At 43.8% G+C, this 21,468-nt stretch carries 20 protein-coding genes; 8 read left to right on the forward strand and 12 right to left on the reverse strand.

The window, feature by feature from the left end; all coding sequences use genetic code 11:
- Positions 1-161 precede the first annotated feature (161 nt).
- A complete protein-coding gene (locus tag QUB14_RS12260) occupies positions 162-1,835 on the forward strand; it encodes a methyltransferase domain-containing protein (RefSeq protein WP_333217244.1) in 1,674 nt (557 codons plus the stop codon).
- A gap of 75 nt (positions 1,836-1,910) precedes the next feature.
- Positions 1,911-2,780, forward strand: coding sequence for a calcium-binding protein (locus tag QUB14_RS12265; protein WP_333217245.1), 870 nt, complete (start codon positions 1,911-1,913; stop codon positions 2,778-2,780).
- A 172-nt stretch (positions 2,781-2,952) separates the two neighbouring features.
- Here QUB14_RS12265 and QUB14_RS12270 read toward each other — a convergent pair whose 3' ends face one another.
- The 3 genes from QUB14_RS12270 to QUB14_RS12280 are packed head-to-tail and all read right to left on the reverse strand — an operon-like array spanning position 2,953 to position 8,298.
- Positions 2,953-5,253: a dynamin family protein gene (locus QUB14_RS12270; RefSeq protein WP_333217246.1), complete on the reverse strand. Its 2,301-nt coding sequence runs from the start codon at positions 5,251-5,253 to the stop codon at positions 2,953-2,955.
- An 11-nt stretch (positions 5,254-5,264) separates the two neighbouring features.
- Complete coding sequence (locus QUB14_RS12275) at positions 5,265-5,831, reverse strand: hypothetical protein (RefSeq protein WP_333217247.1); 567 nt, start codon at positions 5,829-5,831, stop codon at positions 5,265-5,267.
- Positions 5,832-5,886: 55 nt separating this feature from the next.
- The gene (locus tag QUB14_RS12280) at positions 5,887-8,298 is read right to left on the reverse strand and encodes a dynamin family protein (RefSeq protein ID WP_333217248.1); all 2,412 of its coding nucleotides are present in this window, start codon (positions 8,296-8,298) and stop codon (positions 5,887-5,889) included.
- Between the two features lie 160 nt (positions 8,299-8,458).
- Between QUB14_RS12280 and QUB14_RS12285 the strand changes: the two genes are divergently transcribed.
- Complete coding sequence (locus QUB14_RS12285) at positions 8,459-9,286, forward strand: Uma2 family endonuclease (protein WP_333217249.1); 828 nt, start codon at positions 8,459-8,461, stop codon at positions 9,284-9,286.
- Positions 9,287-9,447: 161 nt separating this feature from the next.
- On the opposite strand, the gene QUB14_RS12290 is transcribed toward QUB14_RS12285, so the two are convergent.
- The 3 genes from QUB14_RS12290 to QUB14_RS12300 all read right to left on the reverse strand — a co-directional run bounded on the left by QUB14_RS12290 (position 9,448) and on the right by QUB14_RS12300 (position 11,656).
- Positions 9,448-10,257: an MOSC domain-containing protein gene (locus tag QUB14_RS12290; RefSeq protein ID WP_333217250.1), complete on the reverse strand. Its 810-nt coding sequence runs from the start codon at positions 10,255-10,257 to the stop codon at positions 9,448-9,450.
- A gap of 184 nt (positions 10,258-10,441) precedes the next feature.
- Positions 10,442-10,741: a putative quinol monooxygenase gene (locus tag QUB14_RS12295; RefSeq protein WP_333217251.1), complete on the reverse strand. Its 300-nt coding sequence runs from the start codon at positions 10,739-10,741 to the stop codon at positions 10,442-10,444.
- 237 nt (positions 10,742-10,978) lie between these two features.
- The gene (locus tag QUB14_RS12300; protein ID WP_333217252.1) at positions 10,979-11,656 is read right to left on the reverse strand and encodes a hypothetical protein; all 678 of its coding nucleotides are present in this window, start codon (positions 11,654-11,656) and stop codon (positions 10,979-10,981) included.
- Positions 11,657-11,799: 143 nt separating this feature from the next.
- Between QUB14_RS12300 and QUB14_RS12305 the strand changes: the two genes are divergently transcribed.
- Complete coding sequence (locus QUB14_RS12305) at positions 11,800-12,279, forward strand: hypothetical protein (protein WP_333217253.1); 480 nt, start codon at positions 11,800-11,802, stop codon at positions 12,277-12,279.
- A gap of 118 nt (positions 12,280-12,397) precedes the next feature.
- Here the strand turns inward: QUB14_RS12305 and QUB14_RS12310 are convergent, their stop codons facing one another.
- Positions 12,398-12,901: a hypothetical protein gene (locus QUB14_RS12310; RefSeq protein WP_333217254.1), complete on the reverse strand. Its 504-nt coding sequence runs from the start codon at positions 12,899-12,901 to the stop codon at positions 12,398-12,400.
- 430 nt (positions 12,902-13,331) lie between these two features.
- Between QUB14_RS12310 and aroA the strand changes: the two genes are divergently transcribed.
- Complete coding sequence (gene aroA, locus QUB14_RS12315; RefSeq protein WP_333217255.1) at positions 13,332-14,687, forward strand: 3-phosphoshikimate 1-carboxyvinyltransferase; 1,356 nt, start codon at positions 13,332-13,334, stop codon at positions 14,685-14,687.
- Positions 14,688-14,835: 148 nt separating this feature from the next.
- Here the strand turns inward: aroA and QUB14_RS12320 are convergent, their stop codons facing one another.
- Positions 14,836-15,273 carry a CAAD domain-containing protein gene (locus QUB14_RS12320; RefSeq protein WP_333217256.1) on the reverse strand — a complete coding sequence of 146 codons (438 nt, stop codon included), beginning with the start codon at positions 15,271-15,273 and terminating at the stop codon, positions 14,836-14,838.
- Positions 15,274-15,469: 196 nt separating this feature from the next.
- On the reverse strand, positions 15,470-16,477 hold the full coding sequence (locus QUB14_RS12325) for a 2-hydroxyacid dehydrogenase (RefSeq protein ID WP_333217257.1): 1,008 nt from the start codon (positions 16,475-16,477) through the stop codon (positions 15,470-15,472).
- Between the two features lie 243 nt (positions 16,478-16,720).
- Between QUB14_RS12325 and QUB14_RS12330 the strand changes: the two genes are divergently transcribed.
- Positions 16,721-17,725: an ion transporter gene (locus QUB14_RS12330; protein ID WP_333217258.1), complete on the forward strand. Its 1,005-nt coding sequence runs from the start codon at positions 16,721-16,723 to the stop codon at positions 17,723-17,725.
- 190 nt (positions 17,726-17,915) lie between these two features.
- On the opposite strand, the gene QUB14_RS12335 is transcribed toward QUB14_RS12330, so the two are convergent.
- From QUB14_RS12335 to QUB14_RS12345, 3 genes are all read right to left on the reverse strand, one after another.
- A complete protein-coding gene (locus QUB14_RS12335) occupies positions 17,916-18,650 on the reverse strand; it encodes an ABC transporter ATP-binding protein (RefSeq protein WP_333217259.1) in 735 nt (244 codons plus the stop codon).
- 167 nt (positions 18,651-18,817) lie between these two features.
- Entirely contained in the window at positions 18,818-19,495 is a 678-nt protein-coding gene (locus tag QUB14_RS12340) for an energy-coupling factor transporter transmembrane protein EcfT (RefSeq protein ID WP_333217260.1), read from the reverse strand.
- Positions 19,488-20,417, reverse strand: a complete 930-nt coding sequence (locus QUB14_RS12345) for an energy-coupling factor ABC transporter permease (RefSeq protein WP_333217261.1) — start codon at positions 20,415-20,417, stop codon at positions 19,488-19,490. The genes QUB14_RS12340 and QUB14_RS12345 overlap by 8 nt, the downstream gene beginning before the upstream one ends.
- Positions 20,418-21,046: 629 nt before the next feature.
- On the opposite strand from QUB14_RS12345, the gene QUB14_RS12350 reads away from it, so the two are divergent.
- Together QUB14_RS12350 and QUB14_RS12355 are read left to right on the forward strand one after the other, a co-directional pair.
- On the forward strand, positions 21,047-21,217 hold the full coding sequence (locus tag QUB14_RS12350; protein WP_333217262.1) for a hypothetical protein: 171 nt from the start codon (positions 21,047-21,049) through the stop codon (positions 21,215-21,217).
- Positions 21,218-21,424, forward strand: coding sequence for a hypothetical protein (locus QUB14_RS12355; protein WP_333217263.1), 207 nt, complete (start codon positions 21,218-21,220; stop codon positions 21,422-21,424).
- The last annotated feature ends 44 nt before the right edge of the window (positions 21,425-21,468 follow it).

A 21,468-nucleotide genomic window follows, 5' to 3' on the forward strand; every position in this document is an offset into this window, starting at 1 on the left:
ATAGAAAAGAAAAAAAGTTCGCAACTGAGAATTTAGTGCTTGACAAAGATAGCGAGCGCCATTGTATACTGGCATCGCAATGCTAACCTTCGGCTGGTTGTCTGTCGGCATGGGTTGCTGTGTTTTATTTTACGATAAACTAATCAGGAATTTTAGACAAAGTGATCGATCGCGCCAACCACGACTTCTTGAAGCTGCTACCGCCGGATGCTAAAGTCATTGTCGAAATTGGCTGCGGTACGGGTTCGACGGGCGAACAGTACAAGCTGATCAATCCCCATTGTCAGTATATGGGCATTGAATGCGATCGAGAAAAAGCTAAAATTGCGGTCGATCGGCTAAACTGGGTGACTGTAGCCGATATTGAAGAAATTGCCCTCGAAAGTCTCGACATCGCTCCAGGAACCGTCGATTGCTTAATTTTCGGCGACTTGCTACCCTATCTGAAAAATCCCTGGGAAGTCCTCAAGCAGTACAGTGGTTTGCTGAATCCAGAGGGGCAAATTCTCGCCAGAATCCCTAATGTTCAATACTGGCGGCGAATTGTCAATCTGCTGCGGGGACAGTGGGAGAATCCCGACAGCAAGATGCAGCACTGGTTTACCCTAGAAAGTATTAAATCACTATTTGCTCAAGCCGGATTGCAGGTTTATGAATTTCAAGGGAAGGGACACAAAACCGAAAATTTTGTCCACTTTCAGGAATTACTGCATCCAATGGTAAAGGCTTTAGAGCTCACATCGAGCAGTTTTGCTACGGAAACTGGTGCTGAACATTATATCGTGCGATCGACCAAATCGACCGTACCTGCGCGCCGACTGCTGATTCAGACTATCATTATGGCTCCTACAGGGTGCGATCGCGTGCGAGTTTTGGAACCGGACAAATTTAGCGCCACAATTCCCGGTGTCCGCACCGTATCCGGCGTGAAAACAGCAGGATTAATTCCCCCTCTGCCGGAAGAAGAAAAAGTTTTCATCTGGCAGCGGACAATTATGCAATATCCCGGCTATATTCCCCAACTCAAAGAACTGTTGCAACAAGGCTATTTAATAGTAGCTGAAATTGACGACAATCCGATCCGCCGCCGCGAATATGCAGATAATAATTACCTCAGCTATCGCGGCTGTCACTGCGTGCAAACTTCTACAGAACCCCTCGCAAAAATTTTGCGCCAATACAATCCAAATGTGGCTGTATTTCCCAATCACTTAGCTTATCTACCTCCGCCGCGAATTTATCCGGCAGAAGATACAGTCACAATTTTTTTTGGTGCACTCAACCGCGAAAAAGATTGGCAGCCGATTATGGCAGCACTGAATCGAGTTTTAGTCGCACACAAGCACCGGATTCGAGTTAAAGTAATCCACGACAGAAAATTTTTTGAATCCTTGAAAATACAGCAAAAAGAATTTGAACCATTTTGCAGTTACGAACGGTATCAAGAAATCATGTACAGTTGCGATATAGCTTTGCTCCCGCTTGTTTCCAACCCGGTTAACGAAACAAAATCCGACTTAAAATTTATTGAATGTGCAGCGCGGGGAGTAGCGGTGCTGGCAAGTCCCACTGTGTACGAACATTCGATAGTCGAAGGTGAAACAGGATTGATTTATAGATATGAAAAAGAGTTTGAAACCAAACTAAATTCGCTGATTTCAGACACTTCTGGGCGCCGGGAAATAGCCGCGAATGCTTACGAATGGGTGCGCGACAACCGCTTGCTGTGCGGGCACTACCGACAGCGGCGAGATTGGTACTTACAGATGCGGGACGAGTTGCCACGTTTAAATGCTGAGTTGCGCGATCGCCTGCCGGAGTTATTTGGTGACTAAATGCGGTAAGATTTATAGGGTTATTGTGCGATCTTACTGTTGTATTGTTTAATTTCTAATTGTTACTCCACACCAATGCGAATTCTATTCACTATTGCTCACTTTTACAATCCCAGCGGCGAGGGGAAACACGCTTCCCAGCGAAATGATCCGCAACCACGACTGAATGCTTTAACCGCTTGCGTGACAGCGCTGCAAGCTTTGTACGGCAAATCTCAGTCCATGATTGACATTAGCGAATGTGCAACTATCCCAGCAAATCAATCTCAACAGCACGAAATTGACATTGTTGTTTGCACTACTCAAGGTTATCATCTCTTGCCTCAACTGCCAGTGCAGCCCAGATGTTTTATGCACCACGCTACCAAATGCGAACCGCTGCTTTTGGGGTTTGAGTGTCAAGCAGTTTTGCGAGCGTGTCTAGACAAATACGATTATTTTTGTTATTTGGAAGATGATTTAGTTCTGCACGATCCGTGGTTTTTTAGTAAATTAAAGTGGTTTACGCATCACGGGGGAAATGGGAATTTGCTGCAACCTAATCGCTATGAAATAGCGCCTAAAGGCGCGGTTTTTAAAGCATATGTTGATGGTGATTTAGCAGAATCAGCTACTTCTCCGTTTCAAAATGTAGAGGAGCAGCGGCAGTTAATGGGAAAAATCATGGAACAAACAGTCGCTTTTGAGCGGGCGTTGAATCCTCATTCCGGCTGCTATTTTTTGAATGCGGAACAGATGGCACACTGGGCTAAGCAGTCTCATTTTTTGGACAGAGATACTAGCTTTATCGGCCCGCTGGAAAGTGCCGCGACTTTAGGCATTATGCGGACTTTTAGAGTTTACAAGTCAACTCCTGCTTATGCTAATTTTTTGGAGATTCAACATTTTGGAACGAGTTTTCTGAATTTGATTGGTAATAAGGTGAGGGTGCCGGAAGCAGGATAAAAAAGATAATACACACATACCCAACTTCTTAAATAAGTTGGGTATCTCAGATAACTTATATCAAATCCGTTGGGAAGGGAATTATTTATCTCTCTCTTCCCTTTCTCTCTATCCTCTGCGTCCTCTGCCTTTTAATCATTCGATACAACCGGAATTGATATCACTAGGGCAGCTAAGAACGACTTCTTTTTAAGGCAATAGATAATTGCCTTAATCGTTCGCTAACTTCTAAATTCGATTCTTTTGACTTCAAGTTATTAGGTATTTCAGCAAATAGAATTAAATTTCCCTGCAACCATTCATTGAGAGCAACTCCAGTCCAAGTACCTTCTTTGTCTCTAAAACTATCAACTAAACCCTTCAGTTCTTGAATACAGTATGACTCGAAACCAGACGCACCGAAAATTGCATAGCGTAGGTATTCTTCAAACGCATTAATATCATTCTCTACCTCAAAAACTACAGAGTCTGGTGCAGATATCAGGTCTTTAGAAACATCTACCACTATTTGCGTTGCTACCCCAGCAATTTGTGTCGCTACTCCTGCCACTCCTAAGACTTGTTGCCGAAGCTCAGCATTAAATAGTAAATCCGATCCATATTTTACATATTTTTTGAGAATTTTAAAGGCAGCTTCTTCGCCACTATAGTAGTTATCAACAATTTCAATATCTACTCCTAAACTTTTGATGATTTTATTTCGAGTATCACTATTAACTGGGCCGCGAATCAGCGCTTCAGCAACAGGACGGGCAAAGCGTAAAAATAATACGCTTAAGCTATTTTCGAGTTTTGCCAAAAAATACTCCTCTGAACTTTCAATTAGCCTGAATTTTACTTGGTTACTTTCCCATAATAAACTTGTCATGTAGTCAACTAATTTTAATGCTTCATCCTTAAGTTCTAAAGCAAGTTGATGAGCAATTGAAGATAAAAGCTTACTAATATCGCCGTACAAACTATCACGCCAAGCAAAATTGGCTTTCATGCGATCGAACTCGGGATTTGAGTTGGCCAGAAAAATCGTATCTTTCTTTTTAAATGTTTCCTCCCTAAGTTTCTTCATTTCTGCCTCAACGATTTGTAAATATCGTTCTCTAAATTTTTCTATTTGAGTGAATGACTTAGCACTTGAACTCTCTAAAGGTTTGTTGACAACAGAATGTTCGTAATATTTTTGTAAGTCAGCTCTAATTATTTCCCATTTTTGTTTCCACCATTCTGTAAATAAAACTCGTCGATTATTTTCTTCAAATAGCTTTGCTTCTTCAGGATTTTCAGGATATTTTTTGCTAACTGTAATATAAATCTCTTCAGAATTGCTGATAATTTTATTGATAGACGCTTCGCATCTTTTCTTTAAAATAGATACACGCTCAGTGTTGATATAGTTAAATATTTTGTCTTTAATTTCTGGGATGCCCGTGCCATCTTTAGTAATAGTCTCTCCATCGGTAATTCCAGTTAATCTCTTCAACTGAGATTGAATGTTACTGACTTCTCCAATCTCTAGCTTAGTCTGTTCTCCCGCTAAACCCTTCAAAATTAAGTAGGCTCCCGCTGAACCATATACAATGCGATCGCTGGGAAGGTTTGCACGCCTTAACCAGTCTAGAGAAGCTTCTTCTATATGTGTTTTAAGGGCTTCTGCACTGGCTATTGAATCAATGCGACTTAAAAAAACAAAGAGCTTATCAGCAACGGTAACGTTTTTATCACCAAGTTCTGTAAATTTTATTATTTCTAGTTCCTTTTCTCGGAGGCTCGTAAATCGTTGTACCAATATCACAGCATCACAGTCAGACAGCATCTCTTGTGCTTCATCAACGTGCTTTGCTAAACCAGAATCTAAACCCGGAACATCATAAAAAACGATACCTTCAGCTTGAGCAAGTTTGTTAGTATAAAGTCGAGCTTCTAAAACAGCGTGAGCATACTTTTCATCGGCTACATACTTCTTTAGCGGTTCCCTAATATCTTCCAGTCTAGTAAAGGGAAAAGTAAGATTACCTTCTCTTTTTACCTGTTGTAAAGTTACTTCGTTTAGTTTTATAGTATTTAGGTCTTCTTTCGCCCCTACTTTCTCAAGTTCTTTTAGTAAATTGATAAACTCTTCATCAGTTCTCGCTTGTACTTCCAGCCTTTGTTCGGACTCATTTTCAACTGAATAAATTTGCGTGGTTGTAAATGTACATCTTCCTCCCTTGGCTGGAAGTAAATCGCATTCTAGCCAAGCATTAATAAATGTGCTTTTTCCGGCTTTTTCTAGCCCGACAACAGCGATGCGAAACTCACGCTTTCTAAGTCTTTCAAGTTGGCGGCGAGTAGGTTCTGCTTCTTGTAAAAGTACCTCTTTTAATCGAGCCGGAACTTCAGCTTGGGGTAAGTTGGCTAAATTTACCGCGTGTCTTTGGATGCTTAAAGCGTCAGTGAGACGAGTCTCATAGTAAGAAGAAGCTGTTTTCCAGTCCATTGATGTATTCCTTACACGCGGTTAAAGTTTTCTAAGCCAGATACAGATAGATATTCCAGACAATCTAATTTTTCCACCATACCTTGTCCATTAGAAGGGAGATTTCTCTTCAAAATATATGGTACTTTCTTGCCCATCATTTCTTCTCCATCAGCAATGTTAATCCTGACGTAAAATTCTCTTTGTTCACTTACATCTGTAATATCTTCGTTAGTTAATTTTAGACGGTGCTGTATGGTATTCGCATCTTCAGGACTTGTACATAGAAAATATGAAGCATTTTCTATTAGTGTTTCTATATCAGAGATGTTAATTGGAGTATCTTTTTTGATATTTCCTATATCTCTTACCACCGATGCTGGTACAAGAAGACACAAAGCTACAGATACGGAAGACTTTTTTGGAGAAGGAGCTAGAAGTGGTCTATTATTTGATGAGTCTCCTTGCGTTTGCTTCCTCTTTGGTTCTTGAGAATTTAGCCCCTCCCATACTTTAGCAACACCATCTTGGAGAGCTTTAGCAGCATCCCTCATTTTTTCAAGAGCTTTAGCAGCATCCCTCATTTTTTCAATATCCATTTCTTTATCGCTCCAATAGCAGATTTGATTTGCGTTCCTTAATACTCATTTGAATTTAACACTCCTGTTTTAAGATTATGTCCAAGCTCGAAAATTCTTCTGCTAGGTTTTGAGCTTTTTGTTTCATAGGTTGCCAAATGTTTCTTTGCTTTTCATAATCGAGGGTAATTTCTTGGTTTGCCTTATCGAGCCTTTCTTGATAACGATCAATAATATCACTCTGAATTTTGTCTACATTTTTTTTTAGACAATCAATTTGTTCTAGTAACCAGCGTGCAACTTGATTTACTCTTTCTGACTCTTCCCCTTTCGCCTGCTCTATCCAACCTGTAAGTAAATTTTCTATGCTAGGTAGTTCAGCATTATCACTCGAACGTGGTTGATACTCGGTTTCATAAATGGTTTTTTTACCTATCCACAATGTATACCAAGTTCGTTTTTGTTTTTCAACCTGTACTGCTTCTTCCCAAGTCCCTTGTGTAATAGCAAATCCTGCTTTAAACTGAAAATTAAATTTTAAATTACTCTCGACTTTAATCAGTTCTGATTCTGGAAATTTTATCGCTATGTCAGGTGCACGATCATTTGCTCCATTTTCCAAATAAGACAAGTGGCAACGAAACAATTCGGACACAGCCTGATGAATTCTATTTAATTCTTGAGTAGATATCTGTTTTAATACATCTTGTATAACAATGTTAAGATGGATAGCTAGTTCATTGAGTTCCTCATTGAGTTGTTTGAGTTTGTTTTTATCTGCCTCTGTTCTTGCTTCCATTGTTTTTCCTTCTTTAGCAACGGAAGCCGTGTAGCCTAAGTTAACTAAACGGTTCAAGTTTCTTGCGAGTAAATTGACATTTAAAACATTTGCTCTTTTTAAATTCGGACTGTCTAAGTCTACCCTTCCAGTTTCTAAAGACTTTGCCACTGCTTCTAATACTTGATTAATTCCTTTTTGAAATTCTTTTTCCCATGAAGAAAGTGGAAATAATTTTTCTCCTAATTTATCGTATGGTTCGACTTGTCGGAGTTCCGAAATGATGGTTCGTATATAGTTCACAACGTCATCTTGTGACTGTTTTGCGAGAACCTGTTTGACTTTTGTATCTAGTTTTTCAAACGGCTCTTTTAAGTTTGCATCGCTAGTTTCTAAGAAGCCTTCAAGTGATGACCTAATGCGTGATATATTTTTGCATTCCTGTTGATAATCTGCTTCTGAACTATTAAGAATAGCTGTTGTTGTTTGTGTAGCCCATTCCGTTACGGCATTTCCAGCAGCCCGATTAAAACGTTCTATAATTTGTGGAATTACTAACTGTGGAAAGTGTTGAGTAATATGTTCCTTTAAGTGCTGCTGAAACTCTTCTGCATAAGATTTTTTCCATAATGCTTCAGCAACTCGGGTTCGATCGTGTCTCGACCATTTCTGTACGTTACGTGGCAGGACTTCTAATAGATCTTCATCAATTAATCCATTAAAATTGTTGTCTGCCTTTTTACAGGCTTCAGCACTATAGATATCATCATTATTTTGGATCTGAAGGGCGAGTAGCGCAGGCCATGTACTAAGTTTGACAACTTGTAACTTCTCAATATCTTCTGTATATTCTTGTAATTGTTCAGTCAATTCGTTTTTTATATCACGTCTAGCTTTTTCAACAAAGCGATTTTCTGTTTCAGGCCAATTTTTGTCGGCTCGAAAAACGTCAATCCGATTCAGAGTAAAGAGCATACGTGCAGGAGAACCACCTAAATCTTTTACCTGCTGTACAACTTCTTGCAGTAAGCTTTTTACTTTATGTGCATCGGTTTCTGCACTATTGTATGTGACTATGCACAATGCCTCTCGGCACTGTTTAATAACATCTGCGTTACCTCGATCGCCCACATACGCCAAACCAGGTAAATCAAGAATTTTTACCCTTGTTCCTTGTGGTAGTTCCAGTTTAGACTCTTTGACAAGCCTGAAAGGGTAAAATATTGTAGATTGCGGGCAAGCTAAATTCGGTTCTTTTTCTCTGTTTTCGATATAACTTATCATTACTTGGTATAAGCGCTGATAAATTTTTTCCTCTCTGATACCTCTCCACTCTCCACATTCCCACAATGCTCCTGGTGTTTCATGGATTATTAGAGACTTTTCCTTGCTATATTCGATCGTGACTGCCCCTGCGCTCATTTCGCTTACGGCTACGGGGACAATTTCGGCTCCACACAACAAATTTACCAAAGTGCTTTTCCCGCTACTGGTGGTTCCTGTAGTCGCCAGAGTCAGAGTTGGATTACGGAGTTCATCAACCAGAGTGCTTAAAGCCTCGTCTAACTTTATAGACAGTTCTTGCATTTCAGGCTGATATGTATCTGGTAAATGCTCGGAAATTTCTGTATAAAAATTATTCCAGTATTTAGCAAGCAGTTGAGCTTTGAATTCTACTTCGTCAAAAACTTTGTATAATTGTTTACTCATGTGTTCAATACCGGTGTTTATGGTGAATATGTATTCTAGGTAACATATTTGACTCGCCACTCATAAAGGGCTGACAGCCTCAGTGTCTATATTATGACTCAAGGGTATCATACCCTAGCTGTTAAGATATTCATGTAAGCTGCAATACTTGAGAGGTAGCATGACCCCGGCAACCGAAAAAATTGTCCTTCCCTCTCCTTTCCCCGACCACACTCAACTGCCCGAGGAAGACGGCACTTTTGTGAAGAATTTTCAGGAGCATCCCCAGAGCATTATTTTGACTGATTCTATTGGGCCGGTATTGCAACGGCTTCATCCCGATGGGCAATATGCTATAGGGCAAGACTGTGGCATCTACTGGCGAGAAACTGACCCGCAAGAAAGGGGCGCGGAAGCTCCTGATTGGTTCTACGTGCCGAATGTGCCACCAAGACTAGGAAATCAGATTCGTCGCTCTTACGTGCTGTGGCGGGAATTCATGGCTCCGATGATTGCTTTGGAGTTCGCATCGGGAGACGGTTCAGAAGAGCGAGACACAACGCCGCTATCGTACTCAGAAGTCGAATCGGCGCCAAGACCTGGGAAGTTTTGGGTCTATGAGCGGATCGTGCGGATTCCGTATTATGGCATCTATGAAATCAATAGTGGCAGGCTGGAGGTTTACAGCCTGAACAATGGGTTTTACCAGCAGTTGCTTCCGAACGATCGCGGTCATTATCCGATCGCGCCAATGGGCGTAGAATTAGGACTGTGGCAAGGCAGTTATCAAAACCAGACAATGCTGTGGCTGCGTTGGTGGGACAGCGAGGGCAATTTGCTGCTGACAGGTACAGAACGAGCTTCCTTAGCAGAGCAGGCTTTGAGTGTAGAAGCCCAAGCACGGCGGGATGCCATCCCTCGGTTGTTGGCAATGGGATTGAATACACAGCAAGTGGCAGAAGCACTCGGTTTATCAGTACAGGAAGTTAGCCAGCATTCACAATCTTGATGTTGCTTTTGATTAAGAGACTATTGACTTGTAGGGTGCATCTCACATCTTGCAGCATTCTCATGAACAGGCAAGATATTCTCATGAACAGGCAAGATGCCTGTTCCACAAAGAATGAGTTTTCTTGTGGGGTGGGCAGGAGAGCCCGCCCGTAAGTCCTACTATTTTACAGCAGTCAAAACATCGCCGATTTTAACTGTGCCGCTGTTGATAATTTTGGCTAAAACTCCAGTTTGTGCGTGACCGAATTCCTTTTGGAGTAAACTGAGTAGGGAAATATCCCGATCGCCTGTTTCTGGATTCACTTCTATATTGACGCAGCGGCCGATTCGTGCTGTAACTTCTATGAGCGCCGTGCCTAATTGAAACTGTTTTCCGATCAACTCAAATTCTGACCAAGCTGCCATACCTTCTAGCACAACGTTCGGGCGAAATCGGGCCACGTCAATGTTTTGAAGTGCGATTTCTGTTAATTGGTCTAATGTGGCTTGACTGAGTAAAGAAATGTGTACGGGTTCTCGATCGGGATAACGAGTTTCGCCGCTGCTGTCGCCGACTAAGTGCAAAGGTGCAAACTGCGGGTGTCTCGCTTCTTTTGTGGGTTCAATTGCCGCCACATATTCTGTGAAAAAAGTGCCGATGCGATCGCGCCCCGCTGCTGTGTTCGTTTCTGCAGATAACACTGCAACTCCTTCACGCTGGACTGTTAAAACGGCCGTTTCCGGTTGATAATGACATTCTAAAGCTGCTAACAGAGGCCAATCATTTTGAACGGCAAAATATTTTTTGCTCATCCAAGGCATATTTTGGGCAGGCATCTTTGCAGCTTCTAGATTATCTGCAAACATTAAGGCAAAAGCTCGATCGCCCTTAATTCCGTGTCCTGCTGTTAAAGCAAACTCCGACATTTCTTGCGGCGTCAGCCCTTTAATTGGATAAATAAATAACTGTTTTATTGTTGCTACTGTCATATTTTTTTTAGCTGTGCTTCCATTTCAACTGAACTCTTGTCCCCCCCTTACTAAGGGGGGCTAGGGGGGTAGAAGCTATTTCACACACCTTAATAAAACTGAACTCTTGTCCCCCCTTAATAAGGGGGGCTAGGGGGGTCCAAGCTATTTCACACACATTAATAAAATTGCTATAAAAAGCCGATTAGGCTAGCAATTCATAGCGGCGAATATCTGGAGGCCCAGCGGCCAAACCGTCTAATTTCTTCACGGCGTCTTGAATGTGAGTTGAACCCAGATGTTGTTCGAGCAAAGCTACACTTTCCCACTCTTCAACAAACGTAAAATCTGTGGGATCGGCTTGATTTTGCAGGAGTTCGTATGTGATGCAGCCTTTTTCTTTGCGAGTTGGTTCTATAATACTCAGCAGAAGGGATTTAAGTTCTGCTACTTTGTCGGGAAAGGCAGCAAGGCGGGCGACTACTCGCAAGGTTGTTTTGGACATAGGAGAAAAAAGAAACAGATATGACGATCGAATTTACCGATTTTTATTTGGCAAACTCAACTATAGAGGATTTTACTTAAAATAACCTACACAGGTCGATCGGTCAACGGCAGTAAAGTCAGTGCTGGACGCGCTCAAGTCTCAGAAACCCGGTTTCTTCCCAAATTCTTCGTTAGCAACCCCAGAGCGTCGTATAAACGGGGTTTATTGATATATTTTGTCCTATACCGGAGCCACTCAATCTTTGGGATAAAATCGCTTGTTTTCTGTAGAATATTCCCAGGCGATTGCCTCCGGGTCTTTTTCGCGGCTCCACTGAGCAAACTCCGGCTTAAGTTTCCACTTGCCGATCGTAGTTGCGTGAACTTTGAATCTGCGGGAGAGTTCCGTCTGGGTAAAAGAGATTTTGGGTTTTTCAGGAGTCTTGGTTTGAGTAATGGGGAATAAATTTGGTTTTTTATCTTGTGCTTTTTCCCGATTTGTGGGAGGCTCTTGAACAGCTATTGCCGCATTAGGTGTTTCGCTTTGATTGACAGGTGGAGCTATTTGAAAATAATACAAAATTCCGCCTTGTTCTGTCACTTCAAAATCCGCTGCAAACTCAGAGGCTCGTTCGTCGAGATACTCTTGAACCTTTTCTCCGGGGAGTTTTGCATTCATCGCCAAATCCAAAGCCGTAACTCGCCCTTGATTTTCCTTGATTAACTTGTAGAAAACCGAGTCTAAATGAGCGAGTTTGTGTTTTTGTTGCTGCTGGTAGAGCCTCCAAGCCCAAGCAATGCCCGCTGTGGTGGCGATCGCCCAAAACATCGTTCCCGACTCGAAACTGGCAACCGCCGTCAAGGAAATAGGCAAAAGCAGGGTAAGATATCCCCAAATGCTTCCCTTCTTTAGGTTATTGCTGTTTTTGACCATAGTTCCTAAACAGGTACGTAGTTTAGCTTAGTAGGGCGTGTCTGAATGCCGCGAAAGTTTTACGACAGTCGATATATCGGCTAATCGCTGACGCACTCTACTACACCATCCCAGAATCTACTTTTTTTTGCAACCGAGGGTTCATGTACTTTTTTCGCAAACAGATTGCCATCCTGCTGATAGTTGTTGCTTGCTGTACGCTGACGATTAGTTGCAGCGATAGCCGAGCTGTCCAGTGTACTAAATTTACTGAAATTGTCAACAAGGGCAACGCTCTCATTGATGTTGATAAAGACAGCAACGATCCTGCAACGACCGACAACTTAGCTAAAAATTTGAACCTGATAGCGAATGAACTTGAAGATCTGCGAATCACAGATCCAACCCTCAAAGAAATTCAGGAGCCATCGGTTAAATCATTCCAGGAAATTAGTCAAGCACTCGGCGACATAAGCAAAAGTCTTCAGGCTGGAAATCTCGCTTCTACAAGTATAGAAGGTCGAGAGCAAATCCAAACCGCTCAAGCAGATATTATTAGAGCAGGCCAACAGGCGAATCAAGCAGCCGCAAATCAAGACGCTTTGACTAGCAAACTGATTAATTATTGTAAGAGCGATCGCTAAAGGCTAAGAGTTTTGAGTTGGGAGATGGCCACGCGAACCCCAACAACCCACGGGGGGTGAAGGAATTTGAGGAATGCGTCGCCTTCACCTACTATCTACCCCTTTGCAATTACCCAATTTAGTGATGAATTTCTAGATTCAAAATATAGCGACCGAGTTGCACTTTCTCAGACCACAACTCATATTCTAACTGCAAGTGATCCGGTTCCGGCTTTCCTGTGAGCGTCAAGTTGCGAGTGAAGTTGCGGAGTCGCAACTGTTCGGGAGTGGCCAGCGATTCGCCCTGAAGCCAATAACGGCTCAGGCCGTACATTCCTCGTTCCCAGCAGTGGCGGTAACTGTATTTGCCGTTTCCTTGCATCGTCATAATGACTCGATAGGGCGAAACTTCTAGCCAGAGCAACCGGGGTTTTGTAGTTGGGGGCAAAATTGTAACTGGCTCGGCCGATTTGTCGGAGTCGTCGGAAAATTCGCGATCGATTATTGCTGGTTCGTGCAACAACAAGTGAAAGCGATCGCTGTCTTTTTGATAAAGGGTAGCAGCGGTTTCCACGAATGACCACAAAGGTAAATCTGTGGATACCAGCGATAAACTTACAGGCTTGCGGTGATGGGTCAGCATAAATAAAAGTTTAGGAGTTGTTGTGGATCGGGCGGTTTGAGATTGGAGATTTTAGACTTTAGATTGGCGGGGTTCCAAATTCCGGAGCTTTTGCTTAAAAAAATGAAAAACCTACAACTCGCAATCGAAAATCTAAAATTGTTCAGTCAAAATTCAATCATCTGGTCGATAACTGATAGCCGGAAATGAAAGCTAGGCAGATACACGGATAATATTTGTGAAATTAATGTGAAATTAAAGTGAAATCCGTGCGGTTGCGTCCGTCCTCCCTTGTCGCCGATAACTGACAGAAGAGTCTGCGGGCGAGTTTAATCAGCCTTTAAGTTAACCGGACACATTGGGAAAAAACCCGCAGGCATCCAAAAGACGACTAACTTAGGACTGGGAAAAAGGTAGGATAGCTAACGCCATCTAATCCTAGTTTATCTCAATGCAAGCTGACATTATAACTACTACGCTTCTTGACAAAAGCCAAACTTTAAGCATTCAAAAACCGGCCTCGGGCTTGTCGCTGGTGGGGAGGATTCGAGTTCCGGGCGATAAGTCGATTTCTCACCGAGCTTTGATGTTGGGTGCGATCGCCCAAGGCGAAACTACTATTGAAGGACTACTCCTAGGGGAAGACCCCCGCAGCACGGCTAAATGTTTCTCGCTCCTGGGAGCCAAAGTTTCTGAACTCAACGCGGAACGGGTGACAGTCCGGGGCGTCGGAATTGGCGAGTTAGAGGAGCCTGTGGAAGTCTTGGATGCGGGTAATTCCGGCACGACGATGCGGCTGATGTTGGGAATTTTAGCTTCTCATCCTGGGCGTTTTTATGCAGTAACGGGTGACAGTTCTCTGCGATCGCGCCCGATGTCGCGCGTCATTAAACCGCTGCAACAAATGGGAGCCCAAATTTGGGGTCGAAAAAGCAATTCTTTAGCTCCCTTAGCGATACTCGGACAGCAGTTAAAACCAATTCACTACCATTCTCCGATCGCCTCGGCTCAAGTTAAATCTTGCATTTTGCTCGCCGGTTTGATGGCAAGCGGAGAAACTACAGTCACAGAACCCGCTCTGTCGCGGGATCACAGCGAGCGGATGCTGCGAGCGTTTGGAGCCCAATTGAGCGTCGATCCAGAAACTTGTAGCGTGACAGTTACTGGGCCGACACAACTGCAAGGGCAGAATGTGATTGTACCGGGGGATATTAGTTCGGCGGCATTTTGGCTAGTTGCTGGGGCGATCGTTCCGGGTTCCGAACTCGTAGTCGAAAATGTCGGCGTCAACCCAACCCGTACAGGCATTTTGGAAGCTTTGGAAATGATGGGCGCCGATATTGAACTGCAAAATCAGCGAGAGGCTGCCGGGGAACCGGTAGCGGATATTTTGGTTCGCAGTTCCGGCCAATTGCGGGGATGCACCATTGCTGGCGACTTAATTCCCCGACTGATTGACGAAATCCCGATTTTGGCGGTAGCAGCGGTCTTTGCGTCCGGTACTACAATAATTCGAGATGCGGCCGAGTTGCGAGTCAAAGAGAGCGATCGGCTGGCCGTGACTGCTGCCGAACTCAACCGCATGGGAGCCAAAATTTCCGAGTTACCCGACGGTTTAGAAATTACCGGGGGAACTCCTTTGACCGGCGCCGATGTTGACAGCTACACCGACCACAGAATAGCGATGAGTTTGGCGATCGCAGCCCTCAACGCCACAGGTATTACTAACATTCACCGGGCAGAAGCTGCTGCCATTTCCTATCCCGACTTTACCGCCACTTTGCAACAAGTTTGCCATCCTAATTGAGAGGGGGAGAGCCGGAGAGCGGGAGATTGGGAGAGCCAGGAGTGCGAGATTGGGAGAGGGGAGAGTGGGAAAAATCTTCTTTATTCATTCTTTCTTCTTCATTCTTCCTTCTTCCCTCTTCCTTCTTCCTTCTTCCTTCTTCCTTCGTTTAAGAATCTTTACCTACAACTTGTTCTTTTAAAGAATCAATTTCCGTTAACAACTCTTGGCGGTTAGAAGCCTTGAGCAGATAGCGGTAAACAAACCAACCCGTATATCCCATCCCAATCAACTCAAAAACGGGAGCAACCAAAGGGACATCATTAAGAGCACCTAAAACTCCCAGCATTACCTTAATACTAATGCCGCCTGCCAGAATTAAACCAATAGTTATGAGGGGCTTTTGGTAGTCAGCAAAAAAATTGGAGACATAGGTTGGAAGTTCCGACAAAATTGTCAGAAATTGGTCTTTAATATCTTGGAACTGGCTCGTCGTTGTTTCTGTGGTTGTCACTGTAGTCATGACCCCCGGTTGGTCAGGCACCAGGTCTACTGTGACGACTTCAGTGACTGTTTGTGCGTCGTCAGAAAAGTTAGCTTGTGTCATTTGATACTTCCTCCGGTGTCAAGTACAATTGCAGGCTTTGAGTGGCTGCCAATATAATTCTCCGGCAATTAGCACAGCATTCGCGCTGCCGGGACTAATTGATGAGACTAAGGCAGAGCTTCACAAATTGCAAGCAAAAATAAGGATAAGACTTGATTGTAAACAATTTCCCCCGTTGCCAAATCGGTCTTTTGACTCATTTTTTCACTTGAGCGAAGTCGATTTGATTCGGGCAAGGGCGTCCTTGTTCAAAGTCGGTGATATTGGCGATCGTGGTTTCGGCAATATTTTTCAAAGCTTCCTCCGTGAAAAAAGCTTGGTGTCCGGTAATCAGGACGTTTGGAAAAGTCAGCAAACGCTGAAAAACGTCGTCTTGAATGACCTGATTTGACAAATCCTCAAAAAACAGATCCGTCTCTTGTTCGTACACATCTAATCCGAGGTAGCCAATTATACCCGACTTCAGACCTTTGGTAACAGCTTTAGTGTCAATCAACTGACCGCGGCTGGTATTGATCAGCATCATCCCCGGTTTCATTTGCTCGATCGCCTCTGCACCGATCAAATGGTAAGTTTCCGGTATCAGCGGACAGTGGAGGCTGACAATATCAGAGGTGGCGAACAGTTCCGGGAGTGCGACGTATTCCATGCCTAGGGCGAGGCAATCTGGGTTTTGGAAAACATCGTATCCCAGCAGGCGACACCCGAATCCGTGCAGAATTTGGGCAGTAATTGCGCCAATCTTGCCAGTTCCGACGATTCCCACCGTTTTGCCGTGGAGGTCAAAACCCAACAAGCCATCTAGGGCGAAATTGCCTTCGCGGACGCGGTTGTAGGCCCGGTGGATTTTGCGGTTGAGGGACAAAATCATGGCGACTGCGTGTTCGGCGACGGAGTAGGGAGAATAAGCGGGAACTCGGAGGAGAGTTAGATCTAAATCCTTCGCTGCTGCTAAATCGACGTGATTGAATCCGGCCGATCTCAGGGCCAGCAAGCGGACGCCTTTTTCGGCGATCGCCCCGAGCGTTTTCGCGTCCAAGCAGTCGTTCACGAACGCGCAGACAGCCGGAAATCCAGCAGCCAAAACGCTGGTTTCCAGGGTCAGATGCGGTTCAAAAAAAACCAACTCGTGTTGACCGCCGACATTGGCTGCTGTCAGAAAAGTGCGATCGTAGGATTTGGTATTAAATACGGCTACCTTCATGATTTTTGCCTGCAAATCCAGTAATAGTTGGGAATTCTTTCCACATTAACTCTAAATTTAACTAGAACGCCCTTGCCCCAAACAACCCAGTTTCCCTGAGAAATATTGAGTTTCGCAACGATGGCATTTCTGAAGACACCAAATTTTTAGTTTTAGGGCAAGTCCTGCTTAATTTTTTTAATCTAATTGCTTAGACTGTAGTAAAGCGCGATGTTAATTGCTAATTTTTTAGGAGGATATCCGATGCGTAAACAACTCAAAACTATAATTCATGAAATTTTAGAAACCTCAGAAAGCCGCAATTTATACAGTTTAGCAGATGACTTTGTTATTACAAGTTTGATTTTGATAAACGTCGCTGCTTTTATTGCTTCTACTTCGCCCACCTTGGCGCAAGAACACCAAGCGATTTTGGACAACATCGAAATAGTTTCGTCCTTAGTATTTACAATAGAATATCTTTTGAGGGTGTGGGTATGTACAGTCGATTGCAGATACACCCACCCGCTTTGGGGCAGATTGAGATATGCTCTTACCCCGCTAAGTCTGATAGATTTAATTTCAATCTTACCTTTTTACTCCTTGCTATTATTTCCGAGTTTAAACTTCGTTAATTTAATTCGACTCCTGCGCTTGTTGCGCTTGCTAAAAATGAGCCGTTATTCAGAGTCAGTCAGAACTCTCGGAGCAGTATTGTTCGCTAAAAAAGAGGAGTTAATCGCCACTGCATTTGCAGTTTTTATTCTGTTAATATTTGCCTCTAGCATCATGTATTTTGTGGAACACGAGGCGCATCCAAAAGCTTTTGGGAGCATCCCCGATGCAATGTGGTGGGGAGTGGTGACATTAACTACTGTTGGTTACGGCGATATTTATCCAATCACTCCTTTAGGCAGATTTTTAGGAGCAATATTAGCATTTTTGGGAATTGGAATTTTTGCGTTACCTGCGGGGATAATTGCTGCGGGTTTTTCCGAGGAAGTGCAAAAGAGAAAGCAGGAAAAAATGGCGGCCAATTTAGAGCAATCTGCGAATTATCAATCGGTCAAAAGGCTGGCGGAAATCGAGGTCGGGTTTGAACAAAAGCAAAGGGCGATCGCACTTCACATCGAAAGTTCATCCGAGTTGATGAAAATGTGTGTTCAAACGGCGAAACAGAAGTTAGGAAGTGATTTTCAAAATGAACAAATTCTTCGTGATTTAGCTATTCATCTGTACAATGAAGCAGTTCGCAAATTTGAGCTGTAATTCGAGCTAGATATTATACCTCTTGCAAAACTCGCAAACAATCTTGAAATCATCTGCCTTGGCTCTGCGTTTTCCCGAGCAATCAAAGATTTATGTAATAAGTCTATTGCCTTTCATATCATGTCCTGTAAAATAACCCTTATCAGGTTTGTATTGAGGAATAAAATCCTCAATACAAACCAATAAATAATTACCAATCTGGCGGCAAATTGTAATATTCGAGAGTTGATGTATCTGCCAGCAAATCTTGAGTTTTTCTGTCAATTTTAATCTCACCATCCGCCAAAACTAACGCCCTTTGAGTCGTTTTCCCGATCCAATTCAAATTGTGAGAAGCGATCAAAATTACCTCGATCGGCAATTGTGACAAAACCTTAGCCAAGTGACGCCGCCACGAGGGATCGAGCCCGTTAGTCGGCTCATCTAAGATTAAAATTGCCGGCTCTAATGCTAAAATTGCTGCCAAGGCTGCTAACCTTCTTTGACCTCCCGAAAGTTCGTGGGCCGAACGGTTAGCAAATTCTAGTAAACCAAATTCGTCTAATAGGGCTAAAGCTCGATCGCGCGCAACTCCCGGCGGCACTCCGTAATTGCGCGGCCCGAACGTTACATCCTCCAAAATTGTCGGCATAAATAGCTGGTCGTTAGCGTCTTGAAAGCAAAATCCAATCTGCCTGCGCGCCTGCGATAAAGTCGCCTCTTCCAGCTTTTTTCCCTGCACTCTAATCTCGCCGGATTGAGGCATTTTTAATCCGATCAAGTTTTCAAGCAAAGTGCTTTTACCAGCACCTGTCAGGCCGAGTAGAGCCACTCTTTCTCCGGGGTGCAAAGTAAAAGAAATTCCCCGCAATACAGGCTTTTGCTCGCGATAGCCAAATACTAAGTCTTGCACTTCGATTGTTGGCGCGGATTTGAGATTAGTCATCCGATTTTAGATTTTAGATTTTTGATTTTAGATTGAATAATTTCTACTCGTTCCCAGGCTTTGCCTGGAAAAGCTGATCGGGAGGCTCTGCCTCCAATTTCCCTCCGCAAGAAGCGAGGCAGAGCCTCTGGACATCGGTTCCCAGGCAGAGCTTGGGAACCAGTTAATTACCCCTTCCCCATTACCCATTCCCAATTACCGTAAGAAGCTGTTGTTAATCCGGCTACTATTAAAATTGTTATTGTCAGCCAGAGTCGCTCTTTTGGTGTCGATTTCGAGTCGGCGGGCAAACTTCCTTGATATCCCCGAATTAGCATGGCTGCGTGTACTCTTTCTGCCCGATCGAGACTTCGCAAATAAAGTGCTCCGATCATGGAAGCACTGGCGTAACGCAGCCATCCTCCGGCGCCGGACAAGCCTCGGAGTTGGGCGGATATTTTCATGCGGTTGACTTCTGCCAGCAGGATTTCTAAGTATTGTCCCGTTAAAAGTACAATCTCTTGCAAACCTGCTGGTAGGGGTAATCCTTTGAGGGCGATTCCGAAACTGTGGGGTGGCAAAGTTAGCAGAAAACTGTTCATAATTAACAGGCAAATTAGGGAACGCAGCAACAGAAAACTGGCACGTTCCCAACCTTGGGGCAGCACTAATAAGGAGAGAAAAAGCAATTCTGCTCCCAACAGTTGCGCTAGGGTTCGCACCGGAGCCCTGAGCCAAAACGACCAAAAAAGTGCGATCGCCCCATAAATCCCCAGCCACAGCCAAGCGCCTGTCTTCATAAAACCAATGCCAATCACAATTGTGAGAGACACTCGCAATCGAAAAGGTATGGAGAGTTTAGACATCTTTAGGTTTTACCACCAACTGAGCAATCCCAAAAGCCGCGCCGAAGCTGAAGGCAGACCCTAAAAGTCCAGCAATGCTAGTACCAATAGGCTGTTCTTCTAATCCTTTAACTGTGTAATCTGCCAAAGGAGTAGGATTTTCGATCGCCACAGCTTCTTTATCTTTAAAGCCGTATTTTTCGGCTACCGCTTCTAACCCGTCAGGCCAACTTGAAGCGAACAGCGAAAGCACCCCCGAAATTAATAACACCCCGATTACTGGCACTACCCATTTCTGCAATTGTGGCTGTTGTCCCGGCAGTAAATCCGGCCGCACTTTGACGAGATAAGTTAAAACGCCACCTGTAATTAGCCCTTCGCCAATCCCAATTAAAATATGTACGCCTACCATTGCTGGCAATGCGATATTGAGCCCTACTGTTCCAGAAATTGCCAATTGGATCGCCACACAAATCGAAGCAGCCACGACGCTGAGGGCGGCTGCAATCCCCGCAGCTAGCGGCAAACGGTTTCTGGAACCTCCCAAGAGTTGCTGCAATGGCTGCAACAGCCACCAGCCCACCCAAATACCAACTAGCCCCATGTTAAAAATATTGGCTCCCAAGGCGGTGATGCCCCCGTCGGCAAACAAGACGCTCTGAATTATAAAAACCGTGCTCATTGCCAAAGTTGCCGCCCAAGGGTTCCCCAAAACGACGGATGCGAGCGCCCCTCCCAACAAGTGGCCGCTGGTGCCGCCGGCTACGGGAAAGTTGATCATCTGGGCTGCAAACACGAAAGCTGTAGTTAAGCCCATGATTGGGGCTTGTCGCAGTCCAAGACTGGCGCGGGTTCGATTCAGGGCAACTGCAATTGCTGCTGCACTTGCTATGCCGGTGGCAATGGCTACTGGCGGTGAAAGGAAACCATCAGGTATGTGCATCGATCTATCCCAAACGAGAGAAGTTCCAACTCTTTAGTCAACTATTTTTTACAAAAATTTAAAACCCCCTCTGGGGGCATTAATGCGATCGAGCGATCGGGGGATTAGTGGCGGGCGATCGCTTATTTGATATAGATTAGCGCCTCAAAGGCAGAATTTTGAGGATGAGAAATTTTACATTAAATAATCCTGAAGAATTATTCGGATATTTTACCTAGCACCCCCAAATTGAAGCTTTTTGATAAGAATTATCAATATTTGTTTACAGATTAAACTGCAAAATTGTATTCAGCGTCAAGCTCAAGCAAGAATATTAAAAAAATATAAAGAATACACTGAAAATATGTCATTGGTTTTATTCTCAACTCTTGAGAATAAATAGCGTTAAGTTTTTGACCACCGCAGCAGTGAAATTAGCCGATAGCTAGTCACAGCAAAAGTATTGCGTGTTCGAGAAACTAAAAAGTCCGAATTATTGCTAGTCAATATAATTACCAGTAGGTTTGCGGTTGTCGATCGCGCCAATGTGCGATCGACTCGGCACGCACGAGCTGCATTATCCAGAAACTCAAAATACTAATCCACTTATTCTCAAGTAATTTTCCGGGCAACCTACAGGAGGTTGGCCAGTGGTGCAACGCTCAACCCAAGACTCAACTACCGATTTAGTGGCCTCTGAATTTCCCAAACAGTTAGATATCGCTCAAGTTTCCATCTACCGGCTGAGCTTTTTATCTGCTGGTTTATTTCTGTTTTTACCTTTAGTTAACTTATTGCATCCGAGCCCTTGGCAGCGGTAGATGGGAACCATTCACGGCATGGGTGCAATGTTGGCATTAGTGGTAATGGTTTATACAGGACATCTAGCATTTCCATTGTTGCGGGGTGTCCCTAAAATCTTGCCGCAAATGCGTACATTAGCCTTTTGGTCAACTCTTTTGAGTTTTTTGGCCATTGCTACTGGCAATTGGGCTTACAGCACTTCCGGCTGTTATGAGGTACAATAAGAAGAGATTCTAAAAATACATCAATGAAAGCATATTCAGTTGAT

Origin of the sequence: Microcoleus sp. B3-D2, assembly GCF_036705345.1 — a bacterium.
Taxonomy (GTDB): domain Bacteria; phylum Cyanobacteriota; class Cyanobacteriia; order Cyanobacteriales; family Microcoleaceae; genus Microcoleus.

Excerpts from the sequence above, each read along its gene's own strand:
- QUB14_RS12305 (WP_333217253.1), top strand. The coding sequence starts at position 11,800 with ATGTACTTTTTTCGCAAACAGATTGCCATCCTGCTGATAGTTGTTGCT.
- aroA (WP_333217255.1), top strand. The coding sequence starts at position 13,332 with ATGCAAGCTGACATTATAACTACTACGCTTCTTGACAAAAGCCAAACT.
- QUB14_RS12295 (WP_333217251.1), bottom strand. The coding sequence starts at position 10,741 with ATGTCCAAAACAACCTTGCGAGTAGTCGCCCGCCTTGCTGCCTTTCCC.
- QUB14_RS12335 (WP_333217259.1), bottom strand. The coding sequence starts at position 18,650 with ATGACTAATCTCAAATCCGCGCCAACAATCGAAGTGCAAGACTTAGTA.
- QUB14_RS12270 (WP_333217246.1), bottom strand. The coding sequence starts at position 5,253 with ATGGACTGGAAAACAGCTTCTTCTTACTATGAGACTCGTCTCACTGAC.
- QUB14_RS12310 (WP_333217254.1), bottom strand. The coding sequence starts at position 12,901 with ATGCTGACCCATCACCGCAAGCCTGTAAGTTTATCGCTGGTATCCACA.
- QUB14_RS12280 (WP_333217248.1), bottom strand. The coding sequence starts at position 8,298 with ATGAGTAAACAATTATACAAAGTTTTTGACGAAGTAGAATTCAAAGCT.
- QUB14_RS12275 (WP_333217247.1), bottom strand. The coding sequence starts at position 5,831 with ATGGATATTGAAAAAATGAGGGATGCTGCTAAAGCTCTTGAAAAAATG.
- QUB14_RS12265 (WP_333217245.1), top strand. The coding sequence starts at position 1,911 with ATGCGAATTCTATTCACTATTGCTCACTTTTACAATCCCAGCGGCGAG.
- QUB14_RS12340 (WP_333217260.1), bottom strand. The coding sequence starts at position 19,495 with ATGTCTAAACTCTCCATACCTTTTCGATTGCGAGTGTCTCTCACAATT.
- QUB14_RS12300 (WP_333217252.1), bottom strand. The coding sequence starts at position 11,656 with ATGGTCAAAAACAGCAATAACCTAAAGAAGGGAAGCATTTGGGGATAT.
- QUB14_RS12325 (WP_333217257.1), bottom strand. The coding sequence starts at position 16,477 with ATGAAGGTAGCCGTATTTAATACCAAATCCTACGATCGCACTTTTCTG.
- QUB14_RS12290 (WP_333217250.1), bottom strand. The coding sequence starts at position 10,257 with ATGACAGTAGCAACAATAAAACAGTTATTTATTTATCCAATTAAAGGG.
- QUB14_RS12320 (WP_333217256.1), bottom strand. The coding sequence starts at position 15,273 with ATGACACAAGCTAACTTTTCTGACGACGCACAAACAGTCACTGAAGTC.
- QUB14_RS12345 (WP_333217261.1), bottom strand. The coding sequence starts at position 20,417 with ATGCACATACCTGATGGTTTCCTTTCACCGCCAGTAGCCATTGCCACC.
- QUB14_RS12330 (WP_333217258.1), top strand. The coding sequence starts at position 16,721 with ATGCGTAAACAACTCAAAACTATAATTCATGAAATTTTAGAAACCTCA.
- QUB14_RS12285 (WP_333217249.1), top strand. The coding sequence starts at position 8,459 with ATGACCCCGGCAACCGAAAAAATTGTCCTTCCCTCTCCTTTCCCCGAC.
- QUB14_RS12355 (WP_333217263.1), top strand. The coding sequence starts at position 21,218 with ATGGGAACCATTCACGGCATGGGTGCAATGTTGGCATTAGTGGTAATG.